Genomic DNA, 16,131 nt, shown 5'->3' with positions numbered 1-16,131 from the left:
GTTCATATCCGGTATTCAGGAGCAACAGATGTTCAAACCCCACAAGCTGGCCATCATGGTGACCGCCCTGCTTGGTCTTTATGGCTGCAACGCAAACGATGACACCACCGACGATGCGCGCCCCGACAACCCCTTGCAGGTGCTGCAATATGTCGATCCCCTGATCGGCACCGATGGGCTGGGCAATGTCAATCCGGCCCCCGTCATGCCGGAAGGGATGATCCAGCCGGGCCCGGATAACTGGAACCCGGCCAACTGGAATGGCAAGGGCTCCCCTTCCGACTACCACCACCATCTGGCCAAGCTTTCCGGCTTCAGCAGCACCCATATCTCGGGGGCTGGCAAGGGGGATCTCAATGATTTCGCCTTCTTGCCCTTCACCGGCAGCAATACCGACCCGGTCACCATCAACAAGCCGAGCGAACAGTCGGAGGTAGGCTATTACAAAGCCGATCTGGTGGAGACCGGCATCAAGGCCGAACTCACCGCCACCCAGCGGGTCGCCTTCCACCGTTACAGCTATCCGGCGGGCGAAGATCGCAAAGTCCAGCTCGATCTGCAGCACGAGCTGCTGGAGCAGTACGGTAACCACTCCCGCAACATTTACTTCAAGCGGGTGAGCGACAACGCCATCGCCGGGGCCAGAACCAGCAACGAGTGGGGACAGTGGCAAACGGTCTTTTTCTACGCCGAATTTTCCGAACCCTTCGTGGAGCAGACCCTCTATGTCGATGGCAAACTGAGCAGCGACACCGAGGTGGGGCTGGCCGATTACATCGGGTATGGCGAAACCAGACCCCGGGTGCGGGATGTGGTGACCCAGCTCAACTTTGCCAAAGGGGATCAGCCCATCACCATGAAGATGGCGATCTCGGGCACCGGCATTGAGGGGGCCATGGCCAACCTGCGCGCCGATGAACATGGCTATCGCTTCGATCAGGTGGTGCAGGAGAGCAAACAGGCATGGGCGAAAGTACTCAATAAATTCACCCTGGAAGGTGGCAGCGATGCTGACAAGACGATGTTTTATACCTCGCTCTATCGCACCTACATAGCCCCCTTCGTCTATCAGGATGTGGATGGCCACTATCGCGGGATGGATGGCAAGGTGCATCAGGCCAAGCCGGGTTTTACCAACTACTCGGTCTACTCCATGTGGGACACCTTCCGCGCCGCCCACCCGCTGAAGACCATCATCGAAAAAGAGCGCGCCATCGACTATGTGCACGACCTGCTCAACAAATATAACACCGGCGGTATCATGCCCAAGTGGGAGCTGCACTCCGACTATACCGGCGAGATGGTCGGCTATCCGGCGGTCTCCATCATCGCCGACGTCATCGTCAAATACCCGGGTGAGTTTTCGCCAGAAGAGATAAAGCTGGCGCTGCAGGCAGCCAACGTCTCCGCCAACTTTGACCTCGCTCTGACCAAAAGCTGGGTGCCCTATCAGGATCCCTGGAACGGCGACAAGCGCTTCACCGTGATGACCCGTCACGGCCAGTATGCCGAGCAGCACGGCTATGTCCCCGCCAACGTCAAACTCAAGCCCGAAGAGGGCGGCATGGCCCAGGACAAGTACGATGAGCTGGTCAACGAGTCCGTCTCGTACGGCGTCGAGAATGCCTACTACGACTGGTGTATCGCCCAGCTGGCCCGCCTGGCGGGCGACAAGTCTGCCGAGAACCGCTATCTGACCCGGGCCACCACCTGGCGCGCCTATTTTGACTACAACCCAACGGAATATGGCAAATATGGCGCGACCGGCTTTATGCGCCCCAAAAATTACGATGGCAGCTGGGTCAACAACTACCCCTCCTGCGCCATCGATAAAAACGGCAACCCGGTCACGCCACCACCAGGTTGCGACATCAACGACAGCAGCCGTTATGACACCTTCTGGCCCTATCGTGCCGAGCACCGGGGGCAGGACTTTACCGAAGGCAACACCTGGCAGTGGAGCTGGTTTGTTCCCCACGATATCGAGGGGCTCAAAGAGGTAATGGGTGGCGAGGAGAAATTCAGGAAGAATCTGGATGCCCTCTTCACCGCCAACTCCAACGCCGATACCTCGCAGGGGGATATGACCGGCTATCTCGGGCAGTTCGTGATGGGGAACGAACCGGATCACCATGTTCCCTATCTCTATAACTGGACCAAAGAGCCGTGGAAAACCCAGGAGTATGTGGATCAGGCGGTGCGCAACTTCTTCCACCCAACCACCACCGGGCTGATTGGCAATGAGGACGTGGGGCAAATGTCCGCCTGGTACATCATGAGTGCGCTGGGCTTCTATCAGGTCACGCCGGGGCTCCCGATCTACACCATAGGTCGGCCGCTGTTTGACAAGGTGACCATGGATATCGATGGCGGGAAATTCACCGTGAGCGCCGAAAACAATGGCCCCCAAAATATCTATGTGGAATCGGTCACCATCAATGGCAAACCGTTGGGGGAAAACCTGACATTCAACCACAGCGATATTCGGGCAGGTGGTGAGTTGAAATTTATCATGACGGCGCAAAAACCGACCCACTCAGATAATAAATAATCATCATTCTTTGCCAATATATGTTTAGGCCCAAAGCTTCCTTTGGGCCTCTTTTTTGGTCGATTCACAAAAACACTCAAAAAATATGATGTGCTGCATCACATGATACGCGGATCACAAACAGACAGCCTTGTCACAAAAGTCTAGTGAATGACACTTTTTTACTCTGTCGATGAAACAGGAGCCATGGGAATAATAGCGCTCGCCGGGATTGACAGCGCCGCTCCTTGATATTGCGCAGGCACCACTCCGGCATCAAAAAATAAATTCTGACTGCTCACCCCCTACCCGATGGAGCCGTTCTATATGTTCAAGAAAAATATTCTGGCCATTACCCTGACCAGCACCCTGGCCATGTTATCCGGCTGCGATTCAGATAACAGCAACACCGATAACGACGATCAAAAGCCAACGCCAACCAATGTGTTGCAATACGTGAATCCATTTGTTGGCACTGGCTTTAACGGTCACACTTTTCCCGGCCCCGTGGTACCGGAAGGCATGGTGCAACTCTCGCCGGATACCGAACTGATAGGGTGGCACTCCTCCTCCGGCTATCACTTCGACAAAGACACCCTGTTCGGTTTTTCCCACACCCATCTCTCCGGCACCGGCATGGGGGGGCTCGGGGATATTCTGTTCCTGCCCTTTACCGAAGATAAGGCCAAATACATCGAGCCGAACAATGATTACCGCAAGGCCATCTCGGTCAAAATGGACAAAAAATCCGAGCAGGCCGAGCCTGGCTACTATGCGGTCCGCATCGCCGAAAATGGCATTAAGGCAGAGTTGACCGCCTCCGAGCGGGTGGGCTTTCACCGCTACACCTATCCGCAGGGCCAACCCCAACGGTTGAAGATCGACTTGAACTCGATCCTCAACAGCGACTGGGGCTCAAGTTCGCTTCGCAACAAGCTCACCGTCAGCGAAGATGGCTACACCATCACCGGCGAGCGGGATGCCACCCACTTCTCAGGCTGGGCAAAAAACCAGAAGATCTTCTTCTATGCGACCTTCGACAAGAAGATCAAAGGGGTCTACCTCCTCGCTGGTGGTGTGCCGGTAGAGGGCTTGAGCGCCGAGCACAAGGCCAAATCCAAAGCGGATGTCACCGCCTACGTCGAATTTGAAGAGGGCGGTTCCGCCCAACTGAACGCCAAAGTCGCCCTCTCGGCAGTCGATGCCATCGGCGCACGGAACAACTACCAGGCCGAAGGGGATGTTTCGTTTGACGAGGCCCGCGCCAACGCCCGCGAGAAGTGGGCCAACGCTCTCAATTTCACCATCGAGGGGGGCAGCAAGGAGCAAAACGAGATCTTCTACACCGCCCTCTACCACACCAAGATCGCCCCCATCGTCCATCAGGATGTGGATGGCAACTACCGCGGCATGGGCAAAGGGGCGCAGGCCAAGGGGGAAGGCAGCTACTCCATCCACTATGGCCAAGCAAGCGAAGCTCAGCCCAACTTCTCGGTCTACTCACTGTGGGACACCCAGCGAGCGCTGCACCCGCTCAAAACCATCACCGAACCTACCCGCGCCGTGCAATATGCCAAGAACCTGATCCAGAAGTATCTGGAGAGCGGCCTGCTGCCCAAGTGGGAGCATCTGGGGGATGAGACAGGCACCATGGTGGGCTATCCGGCGGTCGTGGTGATTGCCGATGCCATCACCAAATACCCCTATGCCTTCACTGCGCAGGAGAAAAATCTGGCGCTCACGGCCGCCATCGACTCCTCCACCTATACCAACTACCCCATGCTGGCGACCGAGTGGGACAAGGCGGTGCTGGACAAGACCCTGACCAACCACATCGATTACATCGAAAAGAACGGCTTTGCCCCGGCAGTGCAGCGGATCGACGGTCAGCCCGTCTTCGCTGACTACACCCTCGAGTCGGTCTCCTACGGTCTGGAGAACGCCTTCTATGACTGGGCCATCGCCCAGATCGCCAAGGCGGCCGGCAACCCAGCGGCCGAAGCGCGCTATCTGGCCCGTTCTAACGGCTATCAGCGCTACTTCGACCACAATGCGACCGAATACGCCCAGTACGGGGTGACCGGTTTCATGCGTCCGGTGATGATCGATGGCTCCTTCATGACGCCGTTTGATCCCTATGGCACCGAACATGAGACTGGCAACTATACCGAGGGCAACGCCTGGCAGTGGACCTGGTTTGTGCCCCATGACATCAAGGGTCTGAAAACCGCGATGGGCGGAGAAGAGGCCTTCAAGCAGAATCTGGACGCCACCTTTGCCGCCGAGAGTCAGGGGTCGGAGACCGCTGACATGACCGGGATGATGGGTCAGGTGGCCTTCGGGAATGAACCCTCCCACCATATCCCCTACCTCTACAACTGGACATCGGAGCCTTGGAAAACTCAGGAGACGGTCGACTACATCCTCGACACCATGTACTCGAACACCCCGGCAGGCATCATAGGCAACGAGGATGTGGGCTCTATGTCTGCCTGGTATGTGATGTCAGCACTTGGCTTCTATCAGGTGAATGCGGCAGATCCCGTCTACACCATTGGTCGCCCGCTATTTGCCAAAGCGACCATCCCGGTCAAGGGGGGAACCTTCACCATCATCGCCGATAACAACAGCGCCAAGAACCGCTATGTCCAGTCGGTCACCATCAATGGCAAACCGCTCAAAGATGGTCTCTTCTTCGAGCACAAGGAGTTTATACCGGGGGGCAACCTCCACTTCGTGATGGGCGATACCCCGCCACAAAAGTAACGATCGATAGCGTTGAGGTGACATTCAGCACGCAACCCGAAAATGTCACTTTGTGATACCCAACGGCCCACGCCAGATGGATTGATAAAATCCAATCAGCGCTGGGCCATTTTATTTTCCAGTGGGAAGCCCTGGTTCAGCCATTAAGCCGTTTGTCTCAAATCTGCCTTAAATCGGGCAATAAACCGCAAAAAATGGCTGTAAATCCCATTACAAGGGTTTTTCTGTCATACCTTGACCGCTGTCACATCCTGCCATTAATTAAACAAAAACAACTATTGAGTTAAAGATCAACACTTTGCGAGCTGGATCACACCAGCAAAACCATGCAACAAAAATCCAGTTATTGCTACATTCATCGCCTGTCCAACCCTACCCTTGAGGGCAATAATGAGCCCAATTCGCAACGCATGACTTAGCCCTTACAGGGAAGGAGAGTGAGATGTTACCCACCATGACCAACGGCAGACTCATCTGCCTGGAGTTGAAGGCCACCAGCAAGGAGGCCCTGTTCGACGAGATGGCACAGATGCTGGCGCGCGATGGCGCCGTGTCTGATCAACAGCAATTCGTCAAGGATATCTGGGCCCGCGAGCAGCTGGACTGCACCGGCTTCGAGCAGGGTGTCGCCCTGCCCCACGCCAAGAGCAAGGCGGTCAGCCGTCCGGCCATTGCCATCGGTGTCAGCCGTCAGGGTATCGAGTACGGCGCCGAAGATGGCAAGCCGACCCAGCTGATCTTCATGATCGCCTCCCCGGATGGTGGCGCCAACCACCACATCGAGGTGCTGGCCGAGCTCTCGACCCGTCTGCTGGAGCCTGGCTTTATCGAGCAGATGAAGGCCGCCACTACCACAGAACAGGCGCTGGCTCTGCTCAAGCAAGGCCCGAAAGCGGAAAAACCGGCGCCAGCCGCCAAACCGGCAGCCACAGCCCCGGCGGCCCCCGAAGAGCGCACCTTCAAGGATCGCCTCAACACCATGAAGCAACATCTGCTGTTTGGTACCTCCCACATGATCCCCTTCATCGTGGCAGGCGGTGTGCTGCTCTCCCTGTCGGTGATGATGAGCGGCAAGGGCGCCGTGCCGGAAGCGGGCTTCCTCAAAGACATGGCCACCATGGGTATCGCCGGTCTGACTCTGTTTACTGCCGTACTGGGTGGCTACATCGCCTACTCGCTGGCTGACAAGCCGGGCCTGGCCCCGGGCATGATCGGCTCCTGGATTGCCGTTCAGCACTATCAAACCGGTTTCCTTGGCGCCATTCTGGTGGGCTTTATCGCAGGTTTCGTGGTCAATCAGCTCAAACGGATCAAGCTGCCTGACTCTATGACCTCCCTTGGTTCCATCTTCATCTATCCGCTGATCGGTACCTTCCTGGTGTGTGGCATCGTGATGTGGGGGATCGGCGCCCCGATCGCCGCCATGATGGAAGGGATGAACCACTGGCTCTCCAGCATGGCGGGCTCAGGTAAAGTGATGCTGGGGGCCATTCTGGGTGGTATGACCGCCTTCGATATGGGCGGCCCGGTCAACAAGGTTGCTACCCTGTTTGCCCAGACTCAGGTCAACACCCAGCCCTGGCTGATGGGCGGCGTCGGTATCGCCATCTGTGTACCACCACTGGGTATGGCGCTGGCGACCTTTATGTCTCCGAAGCGTTACAAGAAAGAGGAGCGTGAATCCGGCAAAGCGGCCGCCATCATGGGTATGATCGGTATCAGTGAAGGTGCTATCCCGTTCGCCGCTGCTGACCCCATGCGCGTTATCCCGGCCATCGTCGCAGGCGGCATCGTCGGCAACATCACCGGCTTCATGATGCACAGTATCAACCACGCCCCCTGGGGTGGCTGGATTGTCCTGCCGGTTGTTGAAGGCAAGATGGGCTACATCCTGGGTACCATCCTCGGCGCCCTGACCACCGCCATCATCGTCAACCTGCTGAAGAAGCCGGTGAGTGAAGAAGATGACGTGACCGCCACCCAAACCAGCTTCGAAGTCATTGAAGCGGAAGGAGAAGCGGACGTACTGGCCATCACTGCCTGCCCGTCTGGCGTTGCCCACACCTTCCTGGCCGCCAAGAGCCTGCAGAAGGCCGCCGCCAAGCAGGGGATCAAGATCAAGGTCGAGACCCAGGGTGCCAACGGCATCATCAACCGCATTACCGCCAAGGATGTCGCCAACGCCCGCTGCGTCATCTTCGCCCACGACGTGGCTATCAAGAACCGCGAGCGCTTCACCGATATCGAAGTCATCGATGTGAAGACCAAGGAGGCGATTCACAATCCGGAAGCACTGCTGGCCCGCACGCTGGGCAACAAGGCAAACGCCGCCTGATAGCAGTCAGACCAACCAGTACAAGGGGCCCATCGCGGGCCCCTTTTCGTTGTCTGCCGAGCAACCGCACATCATCCCACCGACCAAGCCACTGATTTAAAACATATTAACCAGTCACATCACGGATCTTGGCGAGCCGTCACAGAACGGTGACGTGTAAAAAAACAGCAATTGAAGCGCTGGTCAGATCTCATGTCAAATGGCTCCGCCTACTAAACTGGAGCATCACAAAAATGATAAAAATCAATAAATTGGTTCTGGCTGTTACCCTCACCCTCACTGCCACCCCCTTGCTGGCCGCCCATTGGGAGTGCGGTGAGCACGTGCGCTTCGGCCTGCCCTCCGAATCGGATCAGAAGCTCTGCCGTGAAGGGTATGCCGTCGGCTACAACTACGACTACAAGGTGGCGGACTGGGTCTCCTACCGGATGACCGCCCAGAGCGCACAGGGCACAGTGCCGCGCAAGGATGCCTTCGCCGAGGACAGGGAGATCCCGGTCGCCTACCGCGCCACCCTCTCCGACTACAAGGGCTCGGGCTACGATCGTGGCCATCAGGCCCCGGCGGGAGACATGAAATCGAACAAGAACACCATGAAAGAGAGCTTCCTGCTGAGCAACATGACGCCGCAGATCGGGGTGCTCAACCAGAAGGCGTGGCGCGTGCTGGAGGACAAGGTGAACAAGTGGGCGGTCTCCCGCAAGGATGTGCAGGTGATCACCGGCCCCATCTTTACCGGCTCTGAAGAGTCCATCGGTCAGGGTGTGGCGATCCCGAGTGCCTACTACAAGATCGTGATGGACCCGGCCAGACTGCAGGCCATCGCCTTTATCATGCCGCAGGAAGAGGTACCCATCAGCCAGATCGCCGACTACCGGGTCTCGGTACGCGAGGTGGAAGAGCAGACCCAACTCAACTTCTTCAGCGATATGCCCGAAGAGCAGCAAGAAACGCTGGAAGCCCGCATCTCCCCGATGTGGAACTGACCGCGAACACTCGCCAACAGATGGATTGACACCCCATCTCTCTTGAATTGCGATAGAGGAAGGGGCCAGCGCCCCTCCCAGCAGGGGGAGTCACGCTCCCCCTGCCCTGTTCAGATGGCTGCTGACCCGTTGCGGCCATTTTTGCGGCCACAGGTGTGGCATCACCCGACGACTCGCCCCGACTCACAGTTTGCCGCACCGTTACCTGCTATATTGCCCTCTCTTTGGCACTAACAGACTGAATTGACGCACATTTGCCTTATCCCATCGGCCCGCAAACCGGAGCCCATGGCGCGATTCAGCCCGACAGAGGACCTTTTGATGAAACAGACCCTTCTTGCCCTCACCCTCGGCGGCCTGCTGGTGCTCTCGCCCCTCGCCCTGCAAGCGGCCGAGAGCTCGATGCAAATGGAGCACGACCTCAATACCCTGGTCAGCAAACGCCAGGCGGTGGACATGCTGCTCGGCGAAGCGCTGCAGATCTACAAGTCGCCTGCCAAGATCTCCCACGCCGGTTTTACCGCCAAGATGCCGAGCAATATGGAGCTGGTGACCGAGCGGCTGCTGGCAGCCTACCAGCTTGAACCCTACCGCACCGACCTGCTCATCTCGGCTGCCAGCGCCCAGATCTACAACGGCAACCTGAGCCGCGCCATCACCTTGCTGGAGCAGGCGCAGGCCGTCGCCCCCGATGATCTCGACATCAACAGCTATCTCGCCATCTGGCAGCTGGTGAAAGGCAACAAGGAGGCCTCCCGCAGCTATCTGGCGAAAGTGGCTGATCGCAACAGTGGCCGCGCCGCCGATCTGGAGGAGATCATCGCCCGGGTGCAGCGGATCACCGCCGCCCCGCTGCAGACCGAACTGACCGGGGATCAGGTCAAGGCCAGCAGGGAGGGCAAACGCGCCATCGTCACCCTGGGCTACGCCCTCAATCCCGACGGCAGCATGGACAAGATCCTGCTGGGCCGCCTGCAAACCACCCTTGAGCTGGCCAAAGCCGACCCGGAAGCGCTGCTCATCCTGACCGGCGGCGTGCCCCAGAACCGCCAGACCGAGGGCAAGCTGATGGCCGACTGGCTGGCCAACCACGGCATCGATCGCAGCCGCCTGATTGAAGAGAACTACGCCACCAGCACGGTGGATAACGCCCTCTACAGCGCCTATGCCCTCGCCCGCCACCAGATTGACTATGCGGTGCTGGTAAGCTCCGCCAGCCATGTACGCCGCGGCCAGACGGTGCTGGAAATCGCCTGCGACCAGATTGGCCCAGCCAACATCAAGGTGGCGAGCGTCAGCTACCCCGACAAGCCCCTCGAGGAGCTGGCCACCCCGAGCGAGAGCGAGCTGCTCGGCATCTACCGCGACGCCCTGCGCACCTACGGCATGTGGAGCTACCGCTCCACCCCGCTGATCGAGCGTTGATCGGCCATCAAAACGAAAAAGAGAGGGAGGCATGATGCCTCCCTCTCTTTTATTGACCGATGATTGGCCAAGCCGCGCCCGTTAGCTGACGATAAAGCCCTGCGAGGGGGCCGCTTTGGGATCGTCACCGAAGCGGTTTGGCCCCTGCTGACCGTTGCAAACCATAAAGTAGATAAGCACCAGGGTGCCGATAATTGGGATAAGCCCGAGCAGCAGCCACCAAGCGCTGCGGTCGGTATCGTGCAGGCGACGGGCCGCCACCGCCAGTGATGGCAGCAGCACCGCCAGCGAATAGATGGAGCTGATCAACTCATTGTCACCGCCAATCAGCTTGTCCACCATGCCGAGCAGCAGCATAACGATGACGTTGCACAGCACGAACATCCAGTATTCGGTGCGACAGGCCCGCCCGCTGAATACCGCATATTGCTTGAGGACCGAGATGTACCAGTTCATTGCGCCTCCTGAGTGGCCTTTATGCCTATGAATAAAAAAGAGAGTCGATAAAACAAGTAGTTAAGAGCTTAGCGCGATCATCCCCCCGAGTCGACAATGATGCCCGAACGCCTCCCAAACTAATCAGCTGCGGCAATCATTGACCGACCGTTCCGGAAGATAATTTGCCCTGCAACAGGGCAAATCCCCCCCATCAGCGCATCACTCTCGTCACAAGCAGGAAAATGGTGCTTAATAATCCATTAGCAATCGTATGGACTCAGCGTGAGGATAGCGGTAGATTCGGCGCCCAATCCTGAACAGGATCTGTGTCTCCCTCCCATAATGAATCCACTTATTCATTACTTCTCCTAACACAGGGATAGCCATGAGTATTACACGCAGAGATTTTCTCAACGGCGTTGCCATCACCATTGCGGCAGGCGTCGCCCCCATCAATCTGCTCAAGGCTGCCGAAGGCGGCAGCGCGCTGGCGGATAAAACCCTGGCCTACCCGCCCGCCCTCACCGGCCTGCGCGGTAACCACCCGGGCTCCTTCGAACCGGCCCACAGCATCGCCCGTGACGGCAAGCAGTATGACTTTGCCAATATTCCCCTTGAGGGGGAGTACGATCTGGTGATCGTCGGCGCCGGGATCAGCGGTCTGGCCGCCGCCTGCTTCTATCAGCAACTGCTCGGCGCGGATAAGAAGATCCTGCTACTCGACAACCACGATGACTTCGGCGGCCACGCCAAGCGCAACGAGTTCACCACCCCCGATGGCCTGCGTCTGGGTTACGGCGGCAGTGAATCCCTGCAATCACCGCGTTCGGTCTACAGCCCGGTTGCGCTCGGTCTGCTCAAGGCGCTGGAGGTCAACATCGACGAGCTGGCCGCCGGTTTCCAGCAGACCTTCTATCCGGATCTGGGGCTCAGCCGTGGCGTCTATTTCGACGAGAAGCACTTTGGCGTCAACAAGATAGTGAACGGGGATCCGGGCCACAACGTGGCGGATGACATCCCCCGCGATCGCCTGAACGGCCGGCCGCTGGCAGAATTTATCGGTGACTTCCCCCTCGATGATGCCGACAAGGCCGCCCTGTTGGCCCTGCACGAATCGAAGATCGACTACCTGAGCGGCATGACCCGCGAGCAGCAGGACGAGTGGGTGACTCGCAACAGCTACACCACCTTCCTGCGCGATAAAGTGGGCCTGAGCGAGCGGGCGATCACTTACTTCCAGCAGCGCACCAACGACTTCCAGGCGGTCGGCATCGACGCCACCGCCTGCGCCGATGCGCGTCTGTGTGCCTTGCCGGGTTTCGACGGCCTCAATCTGACGCCGCTGGATGCCGAGGAGCAGGCGGAGCTGGACGACCCCTACATCTTCCACTTCCCCGATGGCAACGCCGGTCTCACCCGCCTGATGGTACGCAAGCTCATTCCGCAGGTGGCGCCGGGTCACACCATGCAGGATGTGGTACTGGCCAAGTTTGACTACAGCAAACTCGACCTGCCGGAGCACAAGGTGCAGCTGCGTCTTGGCAGCACCGCCCTGCAGGCCAAAAACGTGCGCCTCGCCGACGGCAAGCTGGCGGTGGATGTCACCTACATCAAGGAGGGGAAACTGCACCGGGTGCGGGCCAAGCAGTCGATCATGGCGGGCTACAACATGATGATCCCCTACATGGTGCCCGAGATGCCGGAGCCCCAGAAGGAGGCGCTGCGCCAAAATGCCAAGGCGCCGCTGGTCTACACCAAGGTGGTGATCAAGAACTGGCAAGCCTTCGTCAAGCTGGGGGTACACGAGGTCTACTCCCCCGCCGCCCCCTACAGCCGGGTCAAGCTCGACTATCCGGTCAGCATGGGTGGCTACGAGCATCCCAAGAGCCCGGATCAGCCGATGTGCCTGCACATGGTCTATGTGCCGACCCTGCCGGGCAGCGGCCTCTCGGCCCGCGAACAGTCCCGCAAGGGGCGCGCCATGATCCTCGGCATGCCGTTCGAGCAGCATGAGCAGATGATCCGCGAACAGCTGCAGGGGATGCTCGGCAGCGCCGGTTTCAACCATGAGCAGGATATCCTCGCCATCACGGTCAACCGCTGGTCTCACGGTTACTCCTATGTCACCAACACCCTGTTTGATGACGAAGCGCAGTGCGAAAAATGGATTGAACTGGGTCGCCAGCCGATCGGCAACATCACCATCGCCAACTCGGATGCAGGCTGGAGCCCCTACGCCCACGCCGCCATCGACGAAGCGTGGCGCGCCGTCAACGAGCTGGTTGCCATGAGCAAGGGAGGTGCCCAATGAGCCGCGCCCTGTCACTGACCGCCAACGCCCTGCTGCTGGCCCTGCCCGCCCTTGCCGCCAACGCAGCCCCCGCCATGTCTGCGGGGGAATATGTGGCCAAGCTCGGCGATTGCGCTGCCTGTCACACCAGCGAAACCAGCAAGCCGCTGGCGGGCGGCAAAGGGTTCCCGACCCCCATCGGCACCGTATTTGCCACCAACATCACCCCTGACAAGACCCACGGTATCGGCAACTACAGCCTGCCGGAGTTCATCAAGGTGATGCGTGAAGGGGTGGCCCGCGATGGGCATCGCCTCTATCCGGCCATGCCCTACACTGCCTATGCCAAGATGAGCGACGAGGATCTCACCGCCCTCTACCACTACCTGATGCAGGATGTGCAGCCGCTGGCGGTGGCCAACAAAGAGAGCGACATCCCCTGGCCGCTCAACATGCGCTGGCCGCTGATGGGCTGGAACTGGGTCTATCACGACGACAGCCGCTTCACCCCGGTCGCTGGCAAGAGCGAAGAGTGGAACCGCGGCGCCTATCTGGTACAGGGCGCCGGTCACTGCGGCAGCTGTCACACCCCGCGCGGGCTTGGCATGCAGGAGAAAGCGCTGACCGAGGCGGATCCCGTCTACCTGAGCGGTGCCGCCCTCGACGGCTGGTATGCCCCCGATATTCGCGGCAGCCGCTACGACAAGCAGGCGCTGATCGACCTGCTGAAAACCGGCCGCAGCCAGCATCAGGCGGTCGCAGGCCCGATGGCGGAAGTGATCACTCACAGCAGCCAGTATTTCAGCGACGCCGATCTGGCCAGCATCGCCACCTACCTCACCGACCTGAAAGAGGAGCCGGCGGTAGCGAAAGGTGCCCGCGCCTATGCCAGTGCCGGCGGCAAGGCGGACTACGCCATGTACTGTTCCACCTGCCACGGGGTCGATGGCAAGGGCAACGACCACGTCATCCCCTCGCTGGTCAACAACCGCACCGTGCTGGCGGACGATCCGGCGAGCCTGCTCAACGTGCTGCTGCATGGCGCCGAGACGCCCATCACCCGCGGCCATCTCGGCTACCACATGCCGGGCTATGGCTGGACCATGGATGACGAGCGGATCGCCGAGCTGGTCAATACGTTGCGCGCCTCCTGGGGCAACGAGGGGCAGGCGATCAAGGCTGCTGCCGTCAAAGCCCAGCGCGAGCTGCACGGCAAGGAGTAAGGGCAAGCCGCTCTCGCTTGACCAAGCGCCATAAAAAACGGGCCTCCACTGGAGGCCCGTTTGCTATCTGATGCACTCGGACTGCTTTACCATTTGCGCGGCTTGGCGCCCGGGGCGGTGACGTGACGATAGTCGCCATAGGGGAAGATATTGCGAAAACGCTGGGCCACCGGCTCGGGGATGGATCGGGAGAAGATCAGCTTCACGCCATCGCCATCACGCTGCCCCACAATGCGACCGCGCACCGTGTCGTGACGCAGGATCTGCTTGGCATGCTCAATAAAGGCGGGTGACACCTTGCCCTGCTTGACCACTACCTTGCCAGGTGCAAGACGGATCTCGAACAGGGCGCCACGCCCCAGCTTCATCAACCACCAGATCAGCGCAATCGCCACTATCAAGGAAATCCATGCCATCTTCATCCCTCCCAAGCTCTTGATATAAGGCAGTATAAGCGGCCGTGCGTTCCGATTGTTTGGCGCCGATCACAGCCCCCGCCTCAGCGCAATAGCGCCCCTTTGCTCAGCAATCCTTGCCCCAACCCACCAGCGTCTCGCGATAGAGTGCCAGCAAGGCTTCATCGCGCACCGCCACCCCGACCTGCTGCGGACAATAGGCTGCCCAATCATCGTGGGAGTGGCGTTTGCCATCGAACTTTTGCAGGGTGTGGCCGATGGCCGGGCCGCTGGTGATCACCCGCACCGGCCCCTCGCGCAGGGTAAAGAGGGTCGGGTCAATGACATAGGCGATAGCGGACGGGTCGTGAACGTGGCAACCGGAGAGCCCCAGCTTCTCGGAGTAGAAGCGCAGATAGAAGCGGCTGACATCCCACAGGAAGCGGCCCGGCTCCCCCGCCTTGTCCCTGAGTTCATCCAGATAGGCGCTGCTGAAGAAGCTCTGCTGGGTCACGTCCAGCCCGATGATCACCACCGGCCAGTCGGCGGTAAAGACCCGGTCGGCGGCATCGGGATCGTCGTGGATATTGGCTTCGGCATAGGGGGTGACGTTGCCACGATGGCCGTTGACGCCAAAGGCGCCGCCCATCACTACCACCTGTTTCACCAGCGAGACAATCTCAGGCGCCTGTTGTAGCGCCAGCGCTAGATTGGTCAGCGGGCCGATAGTGACGAGGGTGATCTCCCCTGGCGCAGCTTTCACCGCCTCGACAATATATTGCCAGGCGGGACGGGGATCCGGGGTTATGGTCACCTCCCCCGCCTCCATGTCGCCAAAGCCGCTCGGGCCGTGGACTATGGTGGTGGGGCCGACCGGCTCGCGCAGCAGCGGGGCGGCAGCGCCTTTGGACACATCCGCCTTCATGCCGTACTTCTGCTTGAGCCAGAGGGCGTTGCGGGTGCCATTGTCGATGGTGGCGTTACCAAAAACTGTGGTGATGGCGAGCAGCTCGATGGCGGGGTGGGCCTCGGCAAACAGGATGGCCATGGCATCGTCGATACCCGGATCGGTATCCAGAATGATTTTATGGGTCATGAGAAATTCCTACGGTGACAAACCCTGCGACAAGAGGGAGAGTCTACCCGGCTGACGGTCTCGTATCCCGGCATGGGATCACAGACCGGGCCTTTGCTCCCGGCAGCGGGGGCGCTGCTGGCGACAATTAGCATAAAAAACGCGGCCCTGTTGCCAGCGCCGCGCCCTTTATCGTTGTTCGCTATCTGCTATCTGGCAGTGATCTGCCTGACCGGATCCTCAGTGCTTGCGGTGCCAACGCGGTGAGGTCGCCTTCTCCCCCCAGGGGGTGACGCAGGGGAGCAGCGCCCCTTCAATCACCATCTCGCTGCCTGCCAGCGCCTCAGCGATCTTCTGGTGCAGCACCCGCAGTACCTTGCCCTCGTGCTCGGCCAGAGAGTGGCCCGCGGCAAAGAACTCAGGCTGATATTGCAGCGCCAGCTTCTGGGCGAATTCGTAGGTGTTGAAGCAATCCGGCATCCGCTCAACCACATCTTCAAGCCGGGCCAACAAGCTGTTCAGTTCCCTGGTCATAGTGCTCTCTCCGTGTAGGTTAATAGCCAAAAACTACCCCTTATTAGATAAGTCACCAACGAGCAAACCACAAAAGTGTGGGGAGACACACAGTTCTCTCTTGCGTCCAGCTCGTGGTGAACGGCAGACAGCTT

The 16,131-nt window shown here is 59.3% G+C and carries 11 protein-coding genes; 7 read left to right on the top strand and 4 right to left on the bottom strand.

Going from position 1 to position 16,131, the window contains the following annotated elements:
- Window positions 1-28: 28 nt before the first annotated feature.
- From ACTG2T_RS17220 to ACTG2T_RS17200, 5 genes are all read left to right on the top strand, one after another.
- Entirely contained in the window at window positions 29-2,551 is a 2,523-nt protein-coding gene (locus ACTG2T_RS17220; protein ID WP_330124842.1) for a GH92 family glycosyl hydrolase, read from the top strand.
- Window positions 2,552-2,857: 306 nt separating this feature from the next.
- Window positions 2,858-5,296 (top strand): GH92 family glycosyl hydrolase, encoded by a 2,439-nt coding sequence (locus ACTG2T_RS17215; RefSeq protein WP_330124841.1) that lies wholly within the window; start codon window positions 2,858-2,860, stop codon window positions 5,294-5,296.
- 442 nt (window positions 5,297-5,738) lie between these two features.
- Window positions 5,739-7,631 carry a PTS fructose transporter subunit EIIC gene (locus ACTG2T_RS17210; protein ID WP_330124840.1) on the top strand — a complete coding sequence of 631 codons (1,893 nt, stop codon included), beginning with the start codon at window positions 5,739-5,741 and terminating at the stop codon, window positions 7,629-7,631.
- 233 nt (window positions 7,632-7,864) lie between these two features.
- Window positions 7,865-8,617: a DNA/RNA non-specific endonuclease gene (locus ACTG2T_RS17205; RefSeq protein ID WP_047439217.1), complete on the top strand. Its 753-nt coding sequence runs from the start codon at window positions 7,865-7,867 to the stop codon at window positions 8,615-8,617.
- A gap of 321 nt (window positions 8,618-8,938) precedes the next feature.
- Complete coding sequence (locus ACTG2T_RS17200) at window positions 8,939-10,042, top strand: ElyC/SanA/YdcF family protein (RefSeq protein ID WP_330124839.1); 1,104 nt, start codon at window positions 8,939-8,941, stop codon at window positions 10,040-10,042.
- Window positions 10,043-10,123: 81 nt separating this feature from the next.
- On the opposite strand, the gene ACTG2T_RS17195 is transcribed toward ACTG2T_RS17200, so the two are convergent.
- The gene (locus ACTG2T_RS17195) at window positions 10,124-10,498 is read right to left on the bottom strand and encodes a DUF805 domain-containing protein (protein ID WP_330124838.1); all 375 of its coding nucleotides are present in this window, start codon (window positions 10,496-10,498) and stop codon (window positions 10,124-10,126) included.
- Window positions 10,499-10,865: 367 nt separating this feature from the next.
- Here ACTG2T_RS17195 and ACTG2T_RS17190 point away from each other — a divergent pair, with 367 nt between their 5' ends.
- Window positions 10,866-12,791 (top strand): NAD(P)-binding protein, encoded by a 1,926-nt coding sequence (locus ACTG2T_RS17190; RefSeq protein WP_019446634.1) that lies wholly within the window; start codon window positions 10,866-10,868, stop codon window positions 12,789-12,791.
- Window positions 12,788-13,993 (top strand): c-type cytochrome, encoded by a 1,206-nt coding sequence (locus ACTG2T_RS17185; protein WP_330124837.1) that lies wholly within the window; start codon window positions 12,788-12,790, stop codon window positions 13,991-13,993. Before ACTG2T_RS17190 ends, ACTG2T_RS17185 begins: the two co-directional genes overlap by 4 nt.
- Before the next feature lie 86 nt (window positions 13,994-14,079).
- Here ACTG2T_RS17185 and ACTG2T_RS17180 read toward each other — a convergent pair whose 3' ends face one another.
- From ACTG2T_RS17180 to ACTG2T_RS17170, 3 genes are all read right to left on the bottom strand, one after another.
- Entirely contained in the window at window positions 14,080-14,409 is a 330-nt protein-coding gene (locus ACTG2T_RS17180; RefSeq protein ID WP_330124836.1) for a DUF3634 family protein, read from the bottom strand.
- A 106-nt stretch (window positions 14,410-14,515) separates the two neighbouring features.
- Window positions 14,516-15,484: a nucleoside hydrolase gene (locus ACTG2T_RS17175; RefSeq protein ID WP_330124835.1), complete on the bottom strand. Its 969-nt coding sequence runs from the start codon at window positions 15,482-15,484 to the stop codon at window positions 14,516-14,518.
- A gap of 219 nt (window positions 15,485-15,703) precedes the next feature.
- The gene (locus ACTG2T_RS17170; RefSeq protein ID WP_005353197.1) at window positions 15,704-15,997 is read right to left on the bottom strand and encodes a hypothetical protein; all 294 of its coding nucleotides are present in this window, start codon (window positions 15,995-15,997) and stop codon (window positions 15,704-15,706) included.
- Window positions 15,998-16,131: the final 134 nt, after the last annotated feature.

The sequence above is a fragment of the Aeromonas sp. 75A genome, assembly GCF_051919425.1.
Taxonomy (GTDB): Bacteria; Pseudomonadota; Gammaproteobacteria; order Enterobacterales; family Aeromonadaceae; genus Aeromonas; species Aeromonas veronii.
This window is presented reverse-complemented; position numbering and strand designations above follow the sequence as displayed.